Annotated in this window: 15 protein-coding genes; 10 read left to right on the forward strand and 5 right to left on the reverse strand. The window is 70.8% G+C overall.

The window, feature by feature from the left end:
- Nucleotides 1-35: 35 nt before the first annotated feature.
- Nucleotides 36-1,016 carry a hypothetical protein gene (locus tag BUB76_RS14095; protein WP_073129440.1) on the forward strand — a complete coding sequence of 327 codons (981 nt, stop codon included), beginning with the start codon at nucleotides 36-38 and terminating at the stop codon, nucleotides 1,014-1,016.
- 1 nt (nucleotide 1,017) lies between these two features.
- On the opposite strand, the gene BUB76_RS14100 is transcribed toward BUB76_RS14095, so the two are convergent.
- From BUB76_RS14100 to rbfA, 4 genes are read right to left on the reverse strand one after another with little or no spacing between them, the layout of a single operon-like run.
- Nucleotides 1,018-1,521 (reverse strand): DUF1643 domain-containing protein, encoded by a 504-nt coding sequence (locus BUB76_RS14100; protein WP_073129441.1) that lies wholly within the window; start codon nucleotides 1,519-1,521, stop codon nucleotides 1,018-1,020.
- Nucleotides 1,518-2,438, reverse strand: a complete 921-nt coding sequence (gene truB, locus BUB76_RS14105; protein ID WP_073129442.1) for a tRNA pseudouridine(55) synthase TruB — start codon at nucleotides 2,436-2,438, stop codon at nucleotides 1,518-1,520. The genes BUB76_RS14100 and truB overlap by 4 nt, the downstream gene beginning before the upstream one ends.
- Before the next feature lie 3 nt (nucleotides 2,439-2,441).
- On the reverse strand, nucleotides 2,442-3,191 hold the full coding sequence (locus BUB76_RS14110) for a phosphodiester glycosidase family protein (RefSeq protein WP_073129500.1): 750 nt from the start codon (nucleotides 3,189-3,191) through the stop codon (nucleotides 2,442-2,444).
- Nucleotides 3,181-3,588, reverse strand: a complete 408-nt coding sequence (gene rbfA / locus BUB76_RS14115) for a 30S ribosome-binding factor RbfA (protein WP_073129443.1) — start codon at nucleotides 3,586-3,588, stop codon at nucleotides 3,181-3,183. Before rbfA ends, BUB76_RS14110 begins: the two co-directional genes overlap by 11 nt.
- A gap of 108 nt (nucleotides 3,589-3,696) precedes the next feature.
- On the opposite strand from rbfA, the gene dapB reads away from it, so the two are divergent.
- Nucleotides 3,697-4,497 carry a 4-hydroxy-tetrahydrodipicolinate reductase gene (gene dapB, locus BUB76_RS14120; protein ID WP_073129444.1) on the forward strand — a complete coding sequence of 267 codons (801 nt, stop codon included), beginning with the start codon at nucleotides 3,697-3,699 and terminating at the stop codon, nucleotides 4,495-4,497.
- 51 nt (nucleotides 4,498-4,548) lie between these two features.
- Nucleotides 4,549-4,899, forward strand: coding sequence for a hypothetical protein (locus BUB76_RS14125; protein WP_073129445.1), 351 nt, complete (start codon nucleotides 4,549-4,551; stop codon nucleotides 4,897-4,899).
- Between the two features lie 15 nt (nucleotides 4,900-4,914).
- Here BUB76_RS14125 and BUB76_RS14130 read toward each other — a convergent pair whose 3' ends face one another.
- On the reverse strand, nucleotides 4,915-5,112 hold the full coding sequence (locus BUB76_RS14130; RefSeq protein WP_073129446.1) for a DUF1674 domain-containing protein: 198 nt from the start codon (nucleotides 5,110-5,112) through the stop codon (nucleotides 4,915-4,917).
- Between the two features lie 71 nt (nucleotides 5,113-5,183).
- Between BUB76_RS14130 and BUB76_RS14135 the strand changes: the two genes are divergently transcribed.
- The 7 genes from BUB76_RS14135 to BUB76_RS14165 all read left to right on the forward strand — a co-directional run bounded on the left by BUB76_RS14135 (nucleotide 5,184) and on the right by BUB76_RS14165 (nucleotide 13,715).
- Nucleotides 5,184-6,446, forward strand: a complete 1,263-nt coding sequence (locus BUB76_RS14135) for an RsmB/NOP family class I SAM-dependent RNA methyltransferase (RefSeq protein ID WP_073129447.1) — start codon at nucleotides 5,184-5,186, stop codon at nucleotides 6,444-6,446.
- A 79-nt stretch (nucleotides 6,447-6,525) separates the two neighbouring features.
- Nucleotides 6,526-8,241: a heparinase II/III family protein gene (locus BUB76_RS14140; protein WP_073129448.1), complete on the forward strand. Its 1,716-nt coding sequence runs from the start codon at nucleotides 6,526-6,528 to the stop codon at nucleotides 8,239-8,241.
- A 21-nt stretch (nucleotides 8,242-8,262) separates the two neighbouring features.
- Nucleotides 8,263-9,849: a bifunctional phosphoribosylaminoimidazolecarboxamide formyltransferase/IMP cyclohydrolase gene (gene purH / locus BUB76_RS14145; RefSeq protein ID WP_073129449.1), complete on the forward strand. Its 1,587-nt coding sequence runs from the start codon at nucleotides 8,263-8,265 to the stop codon at nucleotides 9,847-9,849.
- A 1-nt stretch (nucleotide 9,850) separates the two neighbouring features.
- Nucleotides 9,851-10,321 (forward strand): signal peptidase II, encoded by a 471-nt coding sequence (lspA, locus tag BUB76_RS14150; RefSeq protein ID WP_073129450.1) that lies wholly within the window; start codon nucleotides 9,851-9,853, stop codon nucleotides 10,319-10,321.
- A 55-nt stretch (nucleotides 10,322-10,376) separates the two neighbouring features.
- Nucleotides 10,377-10,889 (forward strand): DUF3035 domain-containing protein, encoded by a 513-nt coding sequence (locus BUB76_RS14155; RefSeq protein WP_073129451.1) that lies wholly within the window; start codon nucleotides 10,377-10,379, stop codon nucleotides 10,887-10,889.
- A 103-nt stretch (nucleotides 10,890-10,992) separates the two neighbouring features.
- On the forward strand, nucleotides 10,993-12,405 hold the full coding sequence (locus tag BUB76_RS14160) for a M16 family metallopeptidase (protein ID WP_073129452.1): 1,413 nt from the start codon (nucleotides 10,993-10,995) through the stop codon (nucleotides 12,403-12,405).
- Complete coding sequence (locus BUB76_RS14165; protein WP_084140682.1) at nucleotides 12,405-13,715, forward strand: M16 family metallopeptidase; 1,311 nt, start codon at nucleotides 12,405-12,407, stop codon at nucleotides 13,713-13,715. Before BUB76_RS14160 ends, BUB76_RS14165 begins: the two co-directional genes overlap by 1 nt.
- Nucleotides 13,716-13,717: the final 2 nt, after the last annotated feature.

The following is a 13,717-nucleotide window of genomic DNA, read 5'->3' on the forward strand; positions in this document are numbered from 1 at the left end:
AGTGTCCCGGACAATCGGGGCGAAGGGGTGAGGATATGCTGGCAGCTTTGGTTCTGGCCGGTCTGGCGGGGGCGATGGCGCTTCCGGACGTGCTGTCCGTGGTGAAGGCCCGGGGCGACGAGGCGGACGACGACCCGCCGTCCGAGGATGACGTGGTGCAGGCGCCGGAAGGGGGCGGCGACCTGCTGGATCATGTCGCGCCGGTGCAGACGGCGCCGGTCGCGCAAGACCCGGCCCATGTGGGTGTCGCCACGACCCTGCACGTGGATGTCGGGCCGGGCACGCACCTGGTCGAGAACCTGGTGCCCGGGCTCGACGATGTGGCCCTGTCGCTGCCCGTCCACGCGTCGGACATGGTTCTTTCGGGGGCCACGGATGATGCCGATGCGACCCTGTCGTGGCAACAGGACGGCGGGACCGTCGCGCTGACCTTCCAGGGGTTCGACACCGTGCCCGTCGACAGCGTCTCGGTCGCATTCGAAGGGCAGAAAGGGGCGGTTTCCCTGTCCGATCTGTTGGCCGCGCAGGCCGAAGAGGCCGCGATCGTGACCGCGCCCGATACGCCGTCCGGCTCGGCCCATGCCCCGGCCGGGGATACGCCGCCCGTCGCGCCCGAGGATCCCGAGACGCCCGCGACGCCACCTGACCCGGTCGACGACCCGGGCCAGGTCGTGGCCCCCGAAGATCCCGAGGCGCCGTCGCGCCCCGATCCGGGCTGCGATGACTACGGCGTTGTCCTGTCGCCGGACGAGGATCCGGACGACTACCTCGACAGCGGTCCCGACGACCTGCCGCCCAGCGCCAGTGTCCTGCGCGTGTCCGATTTCACGCCCGGCGATGACCTGCTGCGGATCGAAACCGACGCGGCCGGCCCGCTGTCGCTCCGGCCCGCGCCCGATGGCGACGGGACGATGGTTTTCGTGGGCGACAGCTGGGTCGCGACCGTCGCGGGCCCGCAAGACGGCCTTTCGGTCGATGATATCGTGATCGCGCCCCTGTCAGGACAGGCCGCCTAGGCTACCAGGACTGCGGCGCAACGCCGTAGCCGATGTAGAGCGGGTGCTTCGGGTGGCCGGCCTTGCTGAGGCCCAGGTGATGCAGCGCGTGGCCCCGGTCGCGCAGAAGCCGCTCGACCGCGGGGCCGCGATCCAGCAACGCACCATGGGTGCCCCAGGCGCAGATCACGCGGTCGGCCCAGTCGGCCCCTTCGAGGATCGCGGCGTCGTTCTCGGGGCCGACAGGATCATCCACCTTGCGCAGGCCCTTCGGGTCGGTGCTGCGCCACGCGAAGATGTTGCACACCCGGAAGGCGCCGAAGCCCTGCGCCCGTGCGCGGCGCTCGCAGCGCTCGACCGTGGGGTCGTTCTGCACCTCGGTCGCGGTCGACGGGTTCAGCATGACGAACAGCGCGCGCGGCCCGTCGGTGTCCCAGACCCGGGTGAGATCCCAGCGATAGCCTTCGCAGTCGGAATAGCGCGCGACGCTGGCCGCGTCGCCTTTCTGGTGCGACCGCTCGATCATGCGCCCGCGTCGGAACGGTTCAGCACGCGCGACGGCTGGAACTGCCCCGCGCGGTAGGTGCCGATCGCCAGCGCCTGTCCGCGATGGGCGGCCCAGCAGGTCTCGCCGAAATCGGCCTGGGTCGACAGCACGTCGCAGGGATTGCCGTTCTTCAGACGCGGCACGGCGATGGCGCCGATCTGCACCGACGGCACCTGCTCGAGCCCCGCCTCGACGGGCAGCAGCAGGTCGTCGATCTCGGGCGTGCGGCCAAGGCGCTGGATCTCGTCCAGCGTCACCGCGTGGTCCAGCGTGAAGGGCCCCGACCACAGCCGGCGCAGCGCGGTCACGTGAGCCCGCGTGCCCAGCGCTTCGCCCAGGTCGCGGGCGATGGCGCGGACGTACCCGCCCTTGCCGCAGACCAGTTGCAGATGCGCGCTGTTGGCGTCGGGCCGGTCGGTCAGCTCAAGGCTGTCGACGTAAAGCGGGCGCGCGGCCAGCTCCATCTCGACCCCCTCGCGCGCCAGGTCGTAGGCGCGTTCGCCCTCGACCTTCACGGCGGACACCTGCGGCGGCACCTGCATGATGTCGCCGGTGAAGCCGGGCAGGGCGGCGCGCAGTGCGTCGTCGTCGGGCCGTGCGTCGCTGCGGGCCACGACGTCGCCGCCTGCATCGTCGGTGCTGGTCGCGGTGCCGAAGCGGATCTGGAAGTCATAGGCCTTCAACGCGTCGGTCAGCAGGGGCAGGACCTTGGTCGCCTCGCCCAGCGCCACGACGAGGATGCCGGTGGCGTCCGGGTCCAGCGTGCCGGCGTGTCCGGCCTTCTTCGCCTCGAACGCCCAGCGGACCTTGTTCACCACATCGGTCGAGCCGGTGCCGGCCGGCTTGTCCACGATGACGAAGCCCGAGATATCGCGCCCCTTGCGCCTGCGTGCCATGGTCTACTCCGCCGGTTCGACCGTTCCGATGATCGGCCCCATGGGCAGGCCGAAATCGCTGCGCCCGCCCGCGCGGTCGTAGAGCCGCGAGATGTTGCCGTCGAAATAGAGCGCGTTGCGCGCGCCCAGCCCGTCGCGGAACAGCCGTCCGAAATGGTGGAAATTCACGGGCTGGTTGGAGATCGCCAGCCACGCCGTGCGCCCGTCCGCGCTGACGCCCACGCCGTTGCGCACGTAGCGGCTGTCGCTGTCTTCCAGGAAACGGGGGTGCAGCTCGCCGTCGATCACCAGCATGGGGCCCGATTGCGTCGCGTCGCGGCACTCGGGCGGGGCGGCGGCATAGGCGCGGCTTTCGACGATGCTGGCCGCGCCCTCGCGCAGGCACAGCACGCCGTTGGGCAGCAGGCCGAAATTGCCGGGCCCGTCCGAGGTGACCACGCGCATCACCTCCTGGCCGTCCTCGACGTAGTGGCCCACGGGCGCGCGGTCGGGGTGATACATGCCCGCGTTCATCGCCACGCCCAGCCGCGTGCCCTGCGGCTTCAGCTTCCGGTTCACGGCGGAAAAGCTGCCCAGCGGCACACCCTTGTCGTCATGCAGGAACAGGCGCAGGGTCTCGCGCGACAGGTCGATCTCGCAGACCGTGAAACGCGCCTTGTCGAAGCGCACGTCCTCGCAGGTGGCGGCCGCGGCGCCACCCGGCAGGCCCGCCCAGGCCACCGCGCACAGCCCGGCCAAAAGCCTAGTCTTCATCGTCGCCATCCAGATCGCGCCGCACCTCGTCGCGGGCGAACAGCTCGCGCGTGGCATCCATGCGGTCGAAGGTCTCGTCGATCAGGAACCGCAGGTCGGGCGTGTATTTCATCGTCATCTCGCGGCCCAGCGCGCGGCGCAGCTCGGATTTGTTGCGCTTCAGCGCGGCGATGGCCTCGGGCCGGTTGTCGCCGCCCAGCGGCAGGCAATAGACCGTGGCGATCTTCAGGTCCGGCGAGGTGCGCACCTCGGTCACCGTGACCGACATGCGGTTCAGCTCGGGGTCGTGGATGTCGCCGCGATTCAGCACGTCCGACAGCGTGCGCCGGATCAGCTCGCCCACGCGCAGCTGGCGGTTCGAGGGCCCGGGCCCGTCCGAGAACTTGTTTCGTGCCATGGCTCGCATCTAGGCCCGCGCGCCCGGCCACGCAACCCGGACGTTGCACCCGTTGCCCGTGCGCGGTAGCGGTTTTCCGCACGCGACCGGACGGGAAGGAGAGCCACCATGCGCATCGCGATCACCGGCGTCTCGGGGCGCATGGGGCGAATGCTGGTCGACACGGCCGCCACCATGAATGGTGTCGAGGTGACGGGCGCCACCGAACGTCCGGGCAGCGACTGGATCGGGCAGGATCTGGGCCAGGCGCTGGGCGGCGCGGCCAGTGGCGTGACCGTGACGGACGACCTGGCGCAGGCGTTGGAACAGGCGGATGTCGCCATCGACTTCACCGCGCCCGCCGCCACGCTGGAGCACGCCCGCATCTGCGCCGACATGGGGCGCGCCCTGGTCATCGGCACCACCGGGTTCTCCGACGACGAGCTGGCGGCGCTCGCCCCCTTCGCCGCGCGCGCCTGCTTCGTCCGCGCCGGCAACATGAGCCTTGGCGTCAACCTGCTGACCCGCGTGGTGAAACAGGTCGCCGCCGCGCTGGACGAGGCGTTCGATATCGAGGTCGTCGAGGCGCATCACCGCCACAAGGTCGACGCGCCCTCGGGCACCGCGCTGATGCTGGGCGAAGCGGCGGCCGAGGGACGGGGCGTGCGCCTCGCCGATGTGGCCGACCGGGGCCGCGACGGGATCACGGGCGCAAGAAAGCCTGGCGATATCGGCTTCTCGGCCATTCGCGGCGGGTCGATCATCGGCACCCATGACGTGATCTTCGCGGGCGAGGGCGAGACCATCACCCTCAGCCATGTGGCGACCGACCGCAGCCTGTTCGCGCGCGGCGCGCTGAAGGCCGCGCTCTGGTGCGACGGAAAGCCGCCGGGCGCCTACGACATGTTGAGCGTGCTGGGTCTGGAATAGGACCGCTCCGGGCCTAAGCTTCCTTTGCGTCAGGTCAAAGGAGCTTGTCCCATGCTGCGTGCCAGTCTGATCGCCGCCGCCCTTGTCGTCACACCGCTCGCCGCCGCGTCGTCGACGGACGAACGGATCACCACCCGCGCCGAATTCGTGGACCGCGTGGCGAACCGCAACCTCAGCCGGCTGGGCGTCGGCGTGCGCGTGACGCCCGGCGGCCAGATCGAGGGCAGCGCCTTCGGCACGCCCGTCACCGGGTCGTGGGATTGGCGCGGCAACCGGTTCTGCCGTGAAATGAAATGGGGCGATCGCAGCTGGGAGGACAGCTGCCAGGCGGTCGTCATCCGGGAAAACCGGGTCTATTTCCAGCCCAGTTCGGGCAGCAGCGTCTACCTTTACATGCGCTGAGGGCACGGCATCGCCTCAGAAGTCGATGGCGATGCCCTTCTTCTCCCAGTCGCCGTAGCGCACGGGCTCGGGGCCGTCGCGGCCGCCAAGCTCGGGCGGCAGCTCCTGTGCCTTTGCCTTGCGGCGGCGTTCCTCGGCCTCGGCAAGGGCGCGTTTCGCGGCGTCGGGCAGGTCGTCCTGGGGCATCGGTCCGGTTCCGGTTGCGTCATCCATGATCCATAGCTAGGCCGCGACAGGCCCCGGCTCAAGAGCTGCGGGCGGTCCGTTGCAACGGGGATGACGACATGGCCGAGATCGACGGGGCGCGCGCCGCCGCACTGGCACTGGTGGGTGACGTGACCGAGCACGGCCGGCTTATGTCCGAGGTGCTGGAGCAGCGGACCCGCGCACTGGAAGCCCCCGACCGGGCCCGCGCGCAGCGGCTGGCGATCGGCACGCTGCGCTGGATGGACCGCGCCGACCGGGCGCTGGGCCCGTTCCTGCGGATGAAGCCCTGGCCCGAGGTTCACAACATCTTGCGGCTGGCGATCTACGAGATCCACGAAGGCGGCACCCCGCCCCATGCAGCAGTCAGCGCCGCCGTAGACCTCGTACGCGCGAGCGAGCGTGGCGCGGGGCAGGCGGGGCTGGTCAACGGCGTCCTGCGCAACGTCCAGCGCGCGGATGCCTGGGCCGCGCTCCCGGTGCCGCGCCTGCCCAAGTGGCTGCGCAAGCCGCTGCTCAAGACCTACGGCAAGGCGGCGGTCGCGGGCATGGAGGACGCCTTCGCCGCGACCCCGCCGCTGGATCTGAGCGTGAAGGAAGACGCCCCCGGCTGGGCCGAGCGGCTGGGCGGTCGGGTCACCCCCACCGGGTCGGTCCGGCTGCAACCCGGCGCGCAGGTCACCGCGCTGCCGGGCTACGACGACGGCGCGTGGTGGGTGCAGGACGCCGCCGCTGCGCTGCCCGCCCGCGCGCTGAACCCGCAGCCGGGCGAGCGGATCCTGGACCTCTGCGCCGCCCCGGGCGGCAAGACGCTGCAACTGGCCGCAGCCGGTGCCGATGTCACCGCGCTGGACATTTCCGAGACGCGCATGGCCCGCGTCGCGCAGAACCTGTCGCGCTGCGGGATGGCGGCCGAGGTGGTGGTGGCCGACGCGCTCAGCTATGCGCCCGACCGGCCCTTCGACGCCGTGCTGCTGGACGCGCCGTGCTCGGCCACCGGCACGATCCGCCGCCACCCGGACCTGCCGCGCGCCAAGGCGGCGCAGGATTTCGCGCCGCTGATCGCCTTGCAGGCGGCGCTGCTGGACCGGGCGGTGACGCTGACCGCCCCGGGGGGGCGCATCGTCTACTGCACCTGCTCGCTCCTGCCCGAGGAGGGCGAGGCGCAGGTCGACGCGGCGCTGTCCCGACATCCCGGCCTGACGCTGGATCCCGGCGCCCTGACGCTGGACGGCATCGCGTCCGACTGGATCGGGCCGCAGGGATTGCGGCTGCGCCCGGATTACTGGCCCGAGATCGGCGGGATGGACGGCTTCTTCGTGGCGGTCTTCCGCGTGGCGTGACGCGCGCCGGGATGACAGCCGCGCCGCGCGGCCCTAGACTGCGGCCAAAGACCCATGAAGGGCCAGGCACGGGCAGCCGATGACCGACATTCGACAGACAAGGGCCGACCGCCTGCATGCGCGTCTCGCCGGGCTGGGCCGCCACACGCGGGCGTTCGAGCGTGAGCCGCTGCCCCCCGGCACCGGCATCGCCGAGCGTGGCGCGCAGATCGTCGCCGGGCATTTCCTGTTCCGCGGCTACCTGGTCGAGGCGGCCGAAACCTCGGTCTGGGACCTGCCGCTGCCGGACGATCCGTTGTTCGAGGCCGACCTGCACGGCATGGCCTGGCTGGACGACCTGGCCGCGCAGGGCACGCGCAAGGCCGATGTCCTGGCACGTGACTGGGTGCATGACTGGATCGCGCGGTTCGGGCGCGGCCGCGGCCCCGGCTGGCGGCCGGACCTCGCCGGGCGGCGCGTGACACGCTGGATCCAGCACGGCGAGATGCTGCTCGACGGCGTTCCGCCCGCCACGCGACGCCGGTTCTTCGCCGCGCTGTCGCGGCAACTGACGTTTCTCGCGCGCCGTCAGCGGTCTTTGCCCATGGCCGCCCCGCGGCTCGAGGCGCTGATGGGGCTGCTGGTCGCGGGCCTGCATCTGCGCGGGGCGGGGCGGCACCTTTCGCGCGCCACGACGGGCCTCGCCACTGCGGCCGAGACCCTGATCGACGCCGAGGGGGGCATCGCCAACCGCAACCCCGAGGATCTGGCGATCGTCTTCGGGCACCTGGCCGCCGCCCGCGCCGCGCTGGTCGAGGCCGAGCGGCCGGTGCCGCAAGCGATCACCGACGCGCTGGAACGCGCGGCGCCCGTGCTGCGCTGCCTGCGCCACGCCGATGGCGGGCTGGGGCGGTTTCACGGCGGCGGACGCGGCCAGCCCGGACGGCTGGACCGGGCGCTGGCGCAGTCGGGCGTTGCGGCCAGCCCCCCGGGGGACCGCGCCATGGGCTTCGCGCGGCTGTCCCACGTCCGCGCCACGGTGCTGATCGACGTGGCCGCCCCGCCCGAGGGCCCCGGATCGGCCGAGGCCCACGCCTCGACCCTCGCGTTCGAACTGACATCGGGCCGCCGTCCGGTCATCGTCAGCTGCGGTGCGGGCCGCAGCTTCGGCGAGAAATGGCGCCGCGCGGGCCGGGCCACGCCCAGCCACAGCACGCTGGCGCTGGACGGGTATTCCTCGGCCCGGCTGGGCGCCTCGGGCGACGGATTGCTCTCGGACGCGCCCCGCGACGTGCGGATGGAACGACGGCGCAGCGACCGCTCCACCGGGCTCATCGCCGGGCATGACGGCTATGTCGCCGATTTCGGGCTGACCCACGTGCGCCAGCTCTACCTCGATACGAACGGCCGCGCGCTGCGGGGTGAGGACGTGCTGGCAACGGTCGAGCAGAGCGACGAGGCGATCTTCGACCGCGCGCTGGACGCGACCGAGACCGGCCATCTGCCCTTTCGCATCCGCTTCCACCTGCATCCCGACGTGGTGGTCCAGCCCGGCGACGATCCCAAGACGGTGTTGCTGCTGCTGAAAAGCGGCGAGCTCTGGACCTTCCATCACGGCGGCGCGGCCGAGATGCGGGTCGAGCCGTCGGTCTATCTCGACAGCGTGTCGCTGTCGCCGCGCGCCACCAGCCAGATCGTCCTGGCCTCCAGCGCCGCCGATTACGCCACCCGGGTCAGCTGGACCCTTGCAAAAGCGCGCCAAACACCCGATGCGGTGCGCGACACGGTGCATGACGACCAGCCCGTCATCGCCTGACCGCAAGAAGGAGCCGCCCCGATGCCCGATCTCGTCCCCCTGAAACGCGCGCTGATTTCCGTCTCGGACAAGACCGGGTTGCTGGACCTGGGCCGCGCGCTGGCGGACCGGGGCGTCGAGATCCTGTCCACCGGCGGGTCGGCCAAGGCCCTGCGCGACGCGGGCATCGCCGTGCGCGACGTGGCCGAGGTGACGGGCTTCCCCGAGATGATGGACGGCCGCGTGAAGACCCTGCACCCCATGGTTCATGGCGGCCTGCTGGCGCTGCGCGACAACCCCGACCACGTGAAGGCGATGGAGGATCACGGCATCGGCGGGATCGACCTGCTGGTGGTGAACCTCTACCCGTTCGAGGCGACCGTCGCGCGCGGGGCCGACTGGGACGAGGCGATCGAGAATATCGACATCGGCGGCCCCGCGATGATCCGCGCCGCGGCCAAGAACCATGGCTTCGTAACAACCGTTGTCGATGTCGAGGATTACGCCGCCCTGCTGGTCGAGCTGGACGAGAACGGCGGCCAGACCGGCGCCGCGTTCCGGCGCACCCTGTCCCAGCGCGCCTATGCCCGCACCGCGGCCTACGATGCGGCCGTGTCGACCTGGATGGCCGACACCACCGGCGATGCCGCGCCACGCCGCCGCGCCGTCGCCGGTACCCTTAAGCAGACCATGCGCTACGGCGAGAACCCGCACCAGGCGGCGGCGTTCTACACCGATGGCACCGATGCGCCCGGCGTCGCCACCGCGACCCAGCACCAGGGCAAGGAGCTGAGCTACAACAACATCAACGACACCGACGCCGCGTTCGAGCTGGTGAGCGAGTTCGCGGGCGAAGATCCGGCCTGCGTCATCGTCAAGCACGCCAATCCCTGCGGCGTGGCCCGCGGCGGAACGCTGGCCGAGGCCTACGCCCGCGCCTACGATTGCGACCGCGTGTCGGCCTTCGGCGGGATCGTGGCGCTGAACCGCCCGCTGGACGGTGCGACGGCCGAGGCCATCGCCCAGATCTTCACCGAGGTCGTGATCGCGCCCGGCGCCGACGACGACGCCCGCGCGGTCTTTGCCGCCAAGAAGAACCTGCGCCTGCTGACCACTGACGGGCTGGCCGACGCCCGCGCCGGGGGCCGGGTCTGGCGGCAGGTCTCGGGCGGCTACCTGGTGCAGGACAAGGACGTGGGCCAGATCGCGCTCGACCAGCTGCGCGTGGTGACCAAGGTGCAGCCGACCGAGGCGCAGCTAAATGACCTGCGCTTTGCCTGGACCGTTGCGAAACACGTGAAATCCAACGCCATCGTCTACGTGAAGGACGGCGCCACCGTGGGCGTCGGCGCGGGACAGATGAGCCGCGTGGACAGCACCCGCATCGCGGCCCGCAAGGCGCAGGACATGGCCGAGGCGCTGGGCCTTTCGGCACCTCTGACCCAGGGCTCGGTCGTGGCGTCGGACGCGTTCTTCCCGTTCCCCGACGGTCTGCTGGCGGCGGCCGAGGCGGGCGCGACGGCGGTGATCCAGCCCGGCGGCTCCATGCGCGACGACGCGGTGATCGCCGCGGCGGACGAGGTGGGGCTGGCGATGGTCTTCACCGGCATGCGGCATTTCCGGCACTGACATGCGCCGGCTCTGGATCACAGCGGCGATCACCTTCGTGCTCGACCAGGTGGTGAAGCTGATCGTCGTGCAGGGCCTCGACCTTGCGCGCGTGGGCGCCATCGACGTCATCCCGCCCTTCCTCAACCTGCGCATGGCGTGGAACCGGGGGATCAACTTCGGTCTCTTCGCCGGCGACAGCGACGCGGCGCGCTGGGTTCTGATCGCGCTGGCGCTGGTGATCTCGGGCTGGGTCCTGCTGTGGATGCGGCGCGAACGGCCCGGTCCCTTCGCCATGGTTTCGGCGGGTCTGCTGGTGGGGGGCGCCATGGGCAACGTGGTCGACCGGCTGATCTACGGCGCGGTCGCGGACTTCCTGAACATGTCCTGCTGCGGGATCGAGAATCCGTATGCCTTCAACGTGGCCGACATCGCCATCTTCGCCGGGGCGGTGGGGCTGGTTCTGTTCACCGGCGGGAAGAAGACCCCGTGACGGGCCGGACGTTGTGCGATATGCCTGCCGGGGACGAGCGATGAAGGGGGCGCGCATGCGCGGTCGGTTGATGCGGGGTCTTTTTGCGGCTGCCATGGCGGCGGGCCTGTCGGCCTGCGGCGGCCCGCCCGATCTCATCACGCTGACCTCCGACAGCCAGGGCCCCGACGAATTCGCCATCGTGCCCAACAAGCCGCTGCAGGCACCCGAAAGCTTCAACGCCCTGCCGCCGCCCACGCCGGGCGGGACCAACCGCTCGGACCAGACGCCCGAGGCCGACGCGATCGCCGCGCTGGGCGGGCGTCCGCAGGCGGGGCAGGTGCAGGGCGGCGCGCTCATCGCCCGCGCGACGCGCTTCGGCGTGAACGGCGACATCCGACGCACCCTCGCCTCCGAGGATCTCGCTTTCCGCGAGGACAATGACGGCCGGCTGCTGGAACGGCTGTTCAATACATCGATCTACTACAAGGCCTACGCGCCCCAGTCGCTGGATCAGCACGCCGAGCTGGAACGCTTCCGCCGCCAGGGCGTGCGCACCCCCGCCGCCCCGCCGGAAGAGCTGCAGTAACACCGCGGCCGGGGCGAATGGTCACAACGGCGTAAGGCCCATTGCGGCGCCCGCCGGCGTGCATAGTTTCTTGCGCAACCATTCGCCGAAGGAGCCGCCCTTGATGCTGCGCAAATCTATCCTGTCCATCGCCACGCTCTTGGGCCTGGCCCAGGCCGCCCACGCCGCCGACGTGTCCAGCTTCACGCTCGACAACGGCATGGACGTGGTCGTGCTGGAAGACCCCCGCGCGCCCGTGGTGGTGCACATGGTCTGGTATCGCACCGGCGCCGCGGACGAGCCGCCCGGCGTCTCGGGCGTCGCCCATTACCTCGAACACCTGCTGTTCAAGGGCACCGAAAAGCTCGAGCCGGGCGAATTCAGCCGCGTGGTCGCCGCAAACGGCGGCACCGACAACGCCTTCACCGGCCAGGACTACACCGCGTATTTCCAGCGCGTCGCGTCGGACCGGCTGGGCCTGATGATGGAGATGGAAGCCGACCGGATGCGCAACCTGCAACTGGACGGACAGGACATCACCACCGAGCGGCGGGTCATCCAGGAAGAACGCCGCCAGAGGACCGAGAACGATCCCGGCGCACTGTTCGGCGAGCAGCGCAGCGCCGCGCAGTACCAGAACCACCCCTACGGCATACCGGTCATCGGCTGGATGCACGAGGTCGAGGCGCTGGAACTCCAGGACGCGCTGGATTTCTACGAGACCTATTACAGCCCCAACAACGCGATCCTGATCGTGGCGGGTGACGTGACCCCCGACGAGGTCCGCGCCCTGGCCGAGGAGCATTACGGCCCGATCCCGGCCAACCCGGACCTGCCCGAGCGCACCCGCCCGCAGGAGCCGCCGCAACTGGCCGAGCGTCGCCTGACCTTCGAGGACCCGCGCGTGGCCCAGCCCTATGTCATACGCACCTATCTCGCCCCCGAGCGCGACCCGGGCGACCAGCGCACGGCCGCAGCATTGACGCTGTTGTCGGACGTGCTGGGGCAGGGCCAGACCTCCGAGCTGTCGCGCCGCCTGCAATTCGGCACCGGCGAGGCGCTGTATGCGTCGGCCTTTTATGGCGGCACGTCGCTGGACGACACGACCTTCGGTCTCGTCGTCGTCCCCGCACCGGGCGTGTCCCTTGAGGACGCCGAAGCCGCGCTCGACCGCGAGCTTGCCGATTTCATCGAGGACGGCGTCGATCCCGAACAGCTCGACCGGATCAAGATGCAGATGCGCGCCGCCGAGATCTACGAGGCCGACAGCACCCAGTCGCTCGCCCGCCGCTACGGCGCGGCCCTGACCTCGGGGTTGACCATCGAGGATGTCGAGGCGTGGCCGGGCATCCTGCAATCCATCACCGGCGAGGAAATCGTCGAGGCCGCACGGCAGGTCTTCGACCGGCGCAACGCGGTCACGGGCTACCTGACCACGCCGCAGGACACTGCGCCCGCCGCCACGGCGACCGCGCCCGATCCGACCCCGGCGGCGAACGAAACGGTCCCGCAAGATCCGCAGGAGATGACCCAATGATGATGCGTATCGCAGCCTTCGCCGGCCTCGTCTGGGCCGCCGCCCTGCCGGTCTCGGCGGCCGTCGAGATTGACGAGGTGACGTCGCCCGGCGGCATCGACGCCTGGCTGGTGCAGGAGGACTCGATCCCCTTCACCGCGCTGGAAATCCGCTTCAAGGGCGGCACGATCCTGGACCCCGAGGGCAAGGAAGGCGCCGTGAACCTGATGATGGGCCTGCTCGAGGAAGGGGCCGCCGAGATGGACGCGCAGGGCTTCGCCGCCGCGCGCGAGGAACTGGCGGCGTCCTTCGAGTTCGACGCCTACGACGACGCGGTCAGCATCTCGGCCCGCTTCCTGACCGAGAACCGCGACGAGGCGGTGGCGCTGCTGCGCGCCGCCCTGGTCGAGCCGACCTTCGACCAGGTGGCCGTGGACCGGGTGCGCGACCAGGTGCTGTCGAACATCGCCAGCGACCTGAACGACCCCCGCACGATCGCCTACCGCGCCTTCAGCGACGCGGCCTTCCCCGACCATCCCTACAGCCGGCCCAACGACGGCACACGCGACAGCGTGGCGACCCTGACGCGGCAGGATATCGTCGACGCGCACGCGGCCACCCTTGTCCGCGACCGGCTCTACGTGGGCGCGGTGGGCGACATCACGCCCGAGGAGCTGGGCACGCTGCTCGATGACCTGCTGGGCGATCTGCCCGCGACCGGGGGCACACTGCCCGAGGATGCCACGTATTCCGCCGAGCCGGGCGTCAGCGTCATCGACTACGACACCCCGCAATCGGTCGTCATCTTCGGCCACGAGGGCATCGACCGACACGATCCCGATTTCTTCGCCGCCTACGTCGCGAACGAGATCTTCGGTGGCGGCGGTTTCAACTCGCGCCTGATGGAAGAGGTGCGCGTCAAGCGCGGCCTGACCTACGGCGTCGGCACCGGGCTTCAGCCCATGGATTACGGCGCGCTGATCCTGGGGCAGGCCAGCACCGCGAACGAAAGCGTCGCTGAGACGGTCGAGGTCCTGCGCGACGAATGGGCCCGCATCGCCGAGGGCGTGACCGAGGAGGAACTCGACGCCGCCAAGACCTACCTGACCGGGGCCTACCCGCTGCGCTTCGACGGCAACGCGCGCATCGCGGGCATCCTCGTGGGGATGCAGATGGATGGGCTGGGCGTCGACTACATCGCCAGCCGCAACGACAATATCGAGGCGGTGACGCTGGACGATATCGCCCGCGTGGCTGACCGGATCTACCGCCCCGAGGACCTGCGTTTCGTGGTGGTTGGCCAGCCCGAGGGGCTCGACGCCACCAACTGATC

It is taken from the genome of Palleronia salina, from assembly GCF_900141995.1.
Lineage (GTDB): Bacteria > Pseudomonadota > Alphaproteobacteria > Rhodobacterales > Rhodobacteraceae > Palleronia > Palleronia salina.

Bases quoted from the DNA above. Each gene is read 5' to 3' on its own strand.
- truB (WP_073129442.1), bottom strand. From the start codon at position 2,438: ATGGCACGCAGGCGCAAGGGGCGCGATATCTCGGGCTTCGTCATCGTG.
- BUB76_RS14100 (WP_073129441.1), bottom strand. From the start codon at position 1,521: ATGATCGAGCGGTCGCACCAGAAAGGCGACGCGGCCAGCGTCGCGCGC.
- BUB76_RS14165 (WP_084140682.1), top strand. From the start codon at position 12,405: ATGATGCGTATCGCAGCCTTCGCCGGCCTCGTCTGGGCCGCCGCCCTG.
- BUB76_RS14125 (WP_073129445.1), top strand. From the start codon at position 4,549: ATGCTGCGTGCCAGTCTGATCGCCGCCGCCCTTGTCGTCACACCGCTC.
- BUB76_RS14155 (WP_073129451.1), top strand. From the start codon at position 10,377: ATGCGCGGTCGGTTGATGCGGGGTCTTTTTGCGGCTGCCATGGCGGCG.
- BUB76_RS14110 (WP_073129500.1), bottom strand. From the start codon at position 3,191: ATGAAGACTAGGCTTTTGGCCGGGCTGTGCGCGGTGGCCTGGGCGGGC.
- BUB76_RS14135 (WP_073129447.1), top strand. From the start codon at position 5,184: ATGGCCGAGATCGACGGGGCGCGCGCCGCCGCACTGGCACTGGTGGGT.
- rbfA (WP_073129443.1), bottom strand. From the start codon at position 3,588: ATGGCACGAAACAAGTTCTCGGACGGGCCCGGGCCCTCGAACCGCCAG.
- BUB76_RS14130 (WP_073129446.1), bottom strand. From the start codon at position 5,112: ATGGATGACGCAACCGGAACCGGACCGATGCCCCAGGACGACCTGCCC.
- purH (WP_073129449.1), top strand. From the start codon at position 8,263: ATGCCCGATCTCGTCCCCCTGAAACGCGCGCTGATTTCCGTCTCGGAC.
- BUB76_RS14140 (WP_073129448.1), top strand. From the start codon at position 6,526: ATGACCGACATTCGACAGACAAGGGCCGACCGCCTGCATGCGCGTCTC.
- lspA (WP_073129450.1), top strand. From the start codon at position 9,851: ATGCGCCGGCTCTGGATCACAGCGGCGATCACCTTCGTGCTCGACCAG.
- BUB76_RS14160 (WP_073129452.1), top strand. From the start codon at position 10,993: ATGCTGCGCAAATCTATCCTGTCCATCGCCACGCTCTTGGGCCTGGCC.
- dapB (WP_073129444.1), top strand. From the start codon at position 3,697: ATGCGCATCGCGATCACCGGCGTCTCGGGGCGCATGGGGCGAATGCTG.
- BUB76_RS14095 (WP_073129440.1), top strand. From the start codon at position 36: ATGCTGGCAGCTTTGGTTCTGGCCGGTCTGGCGGGGGCGATGGCGCTT.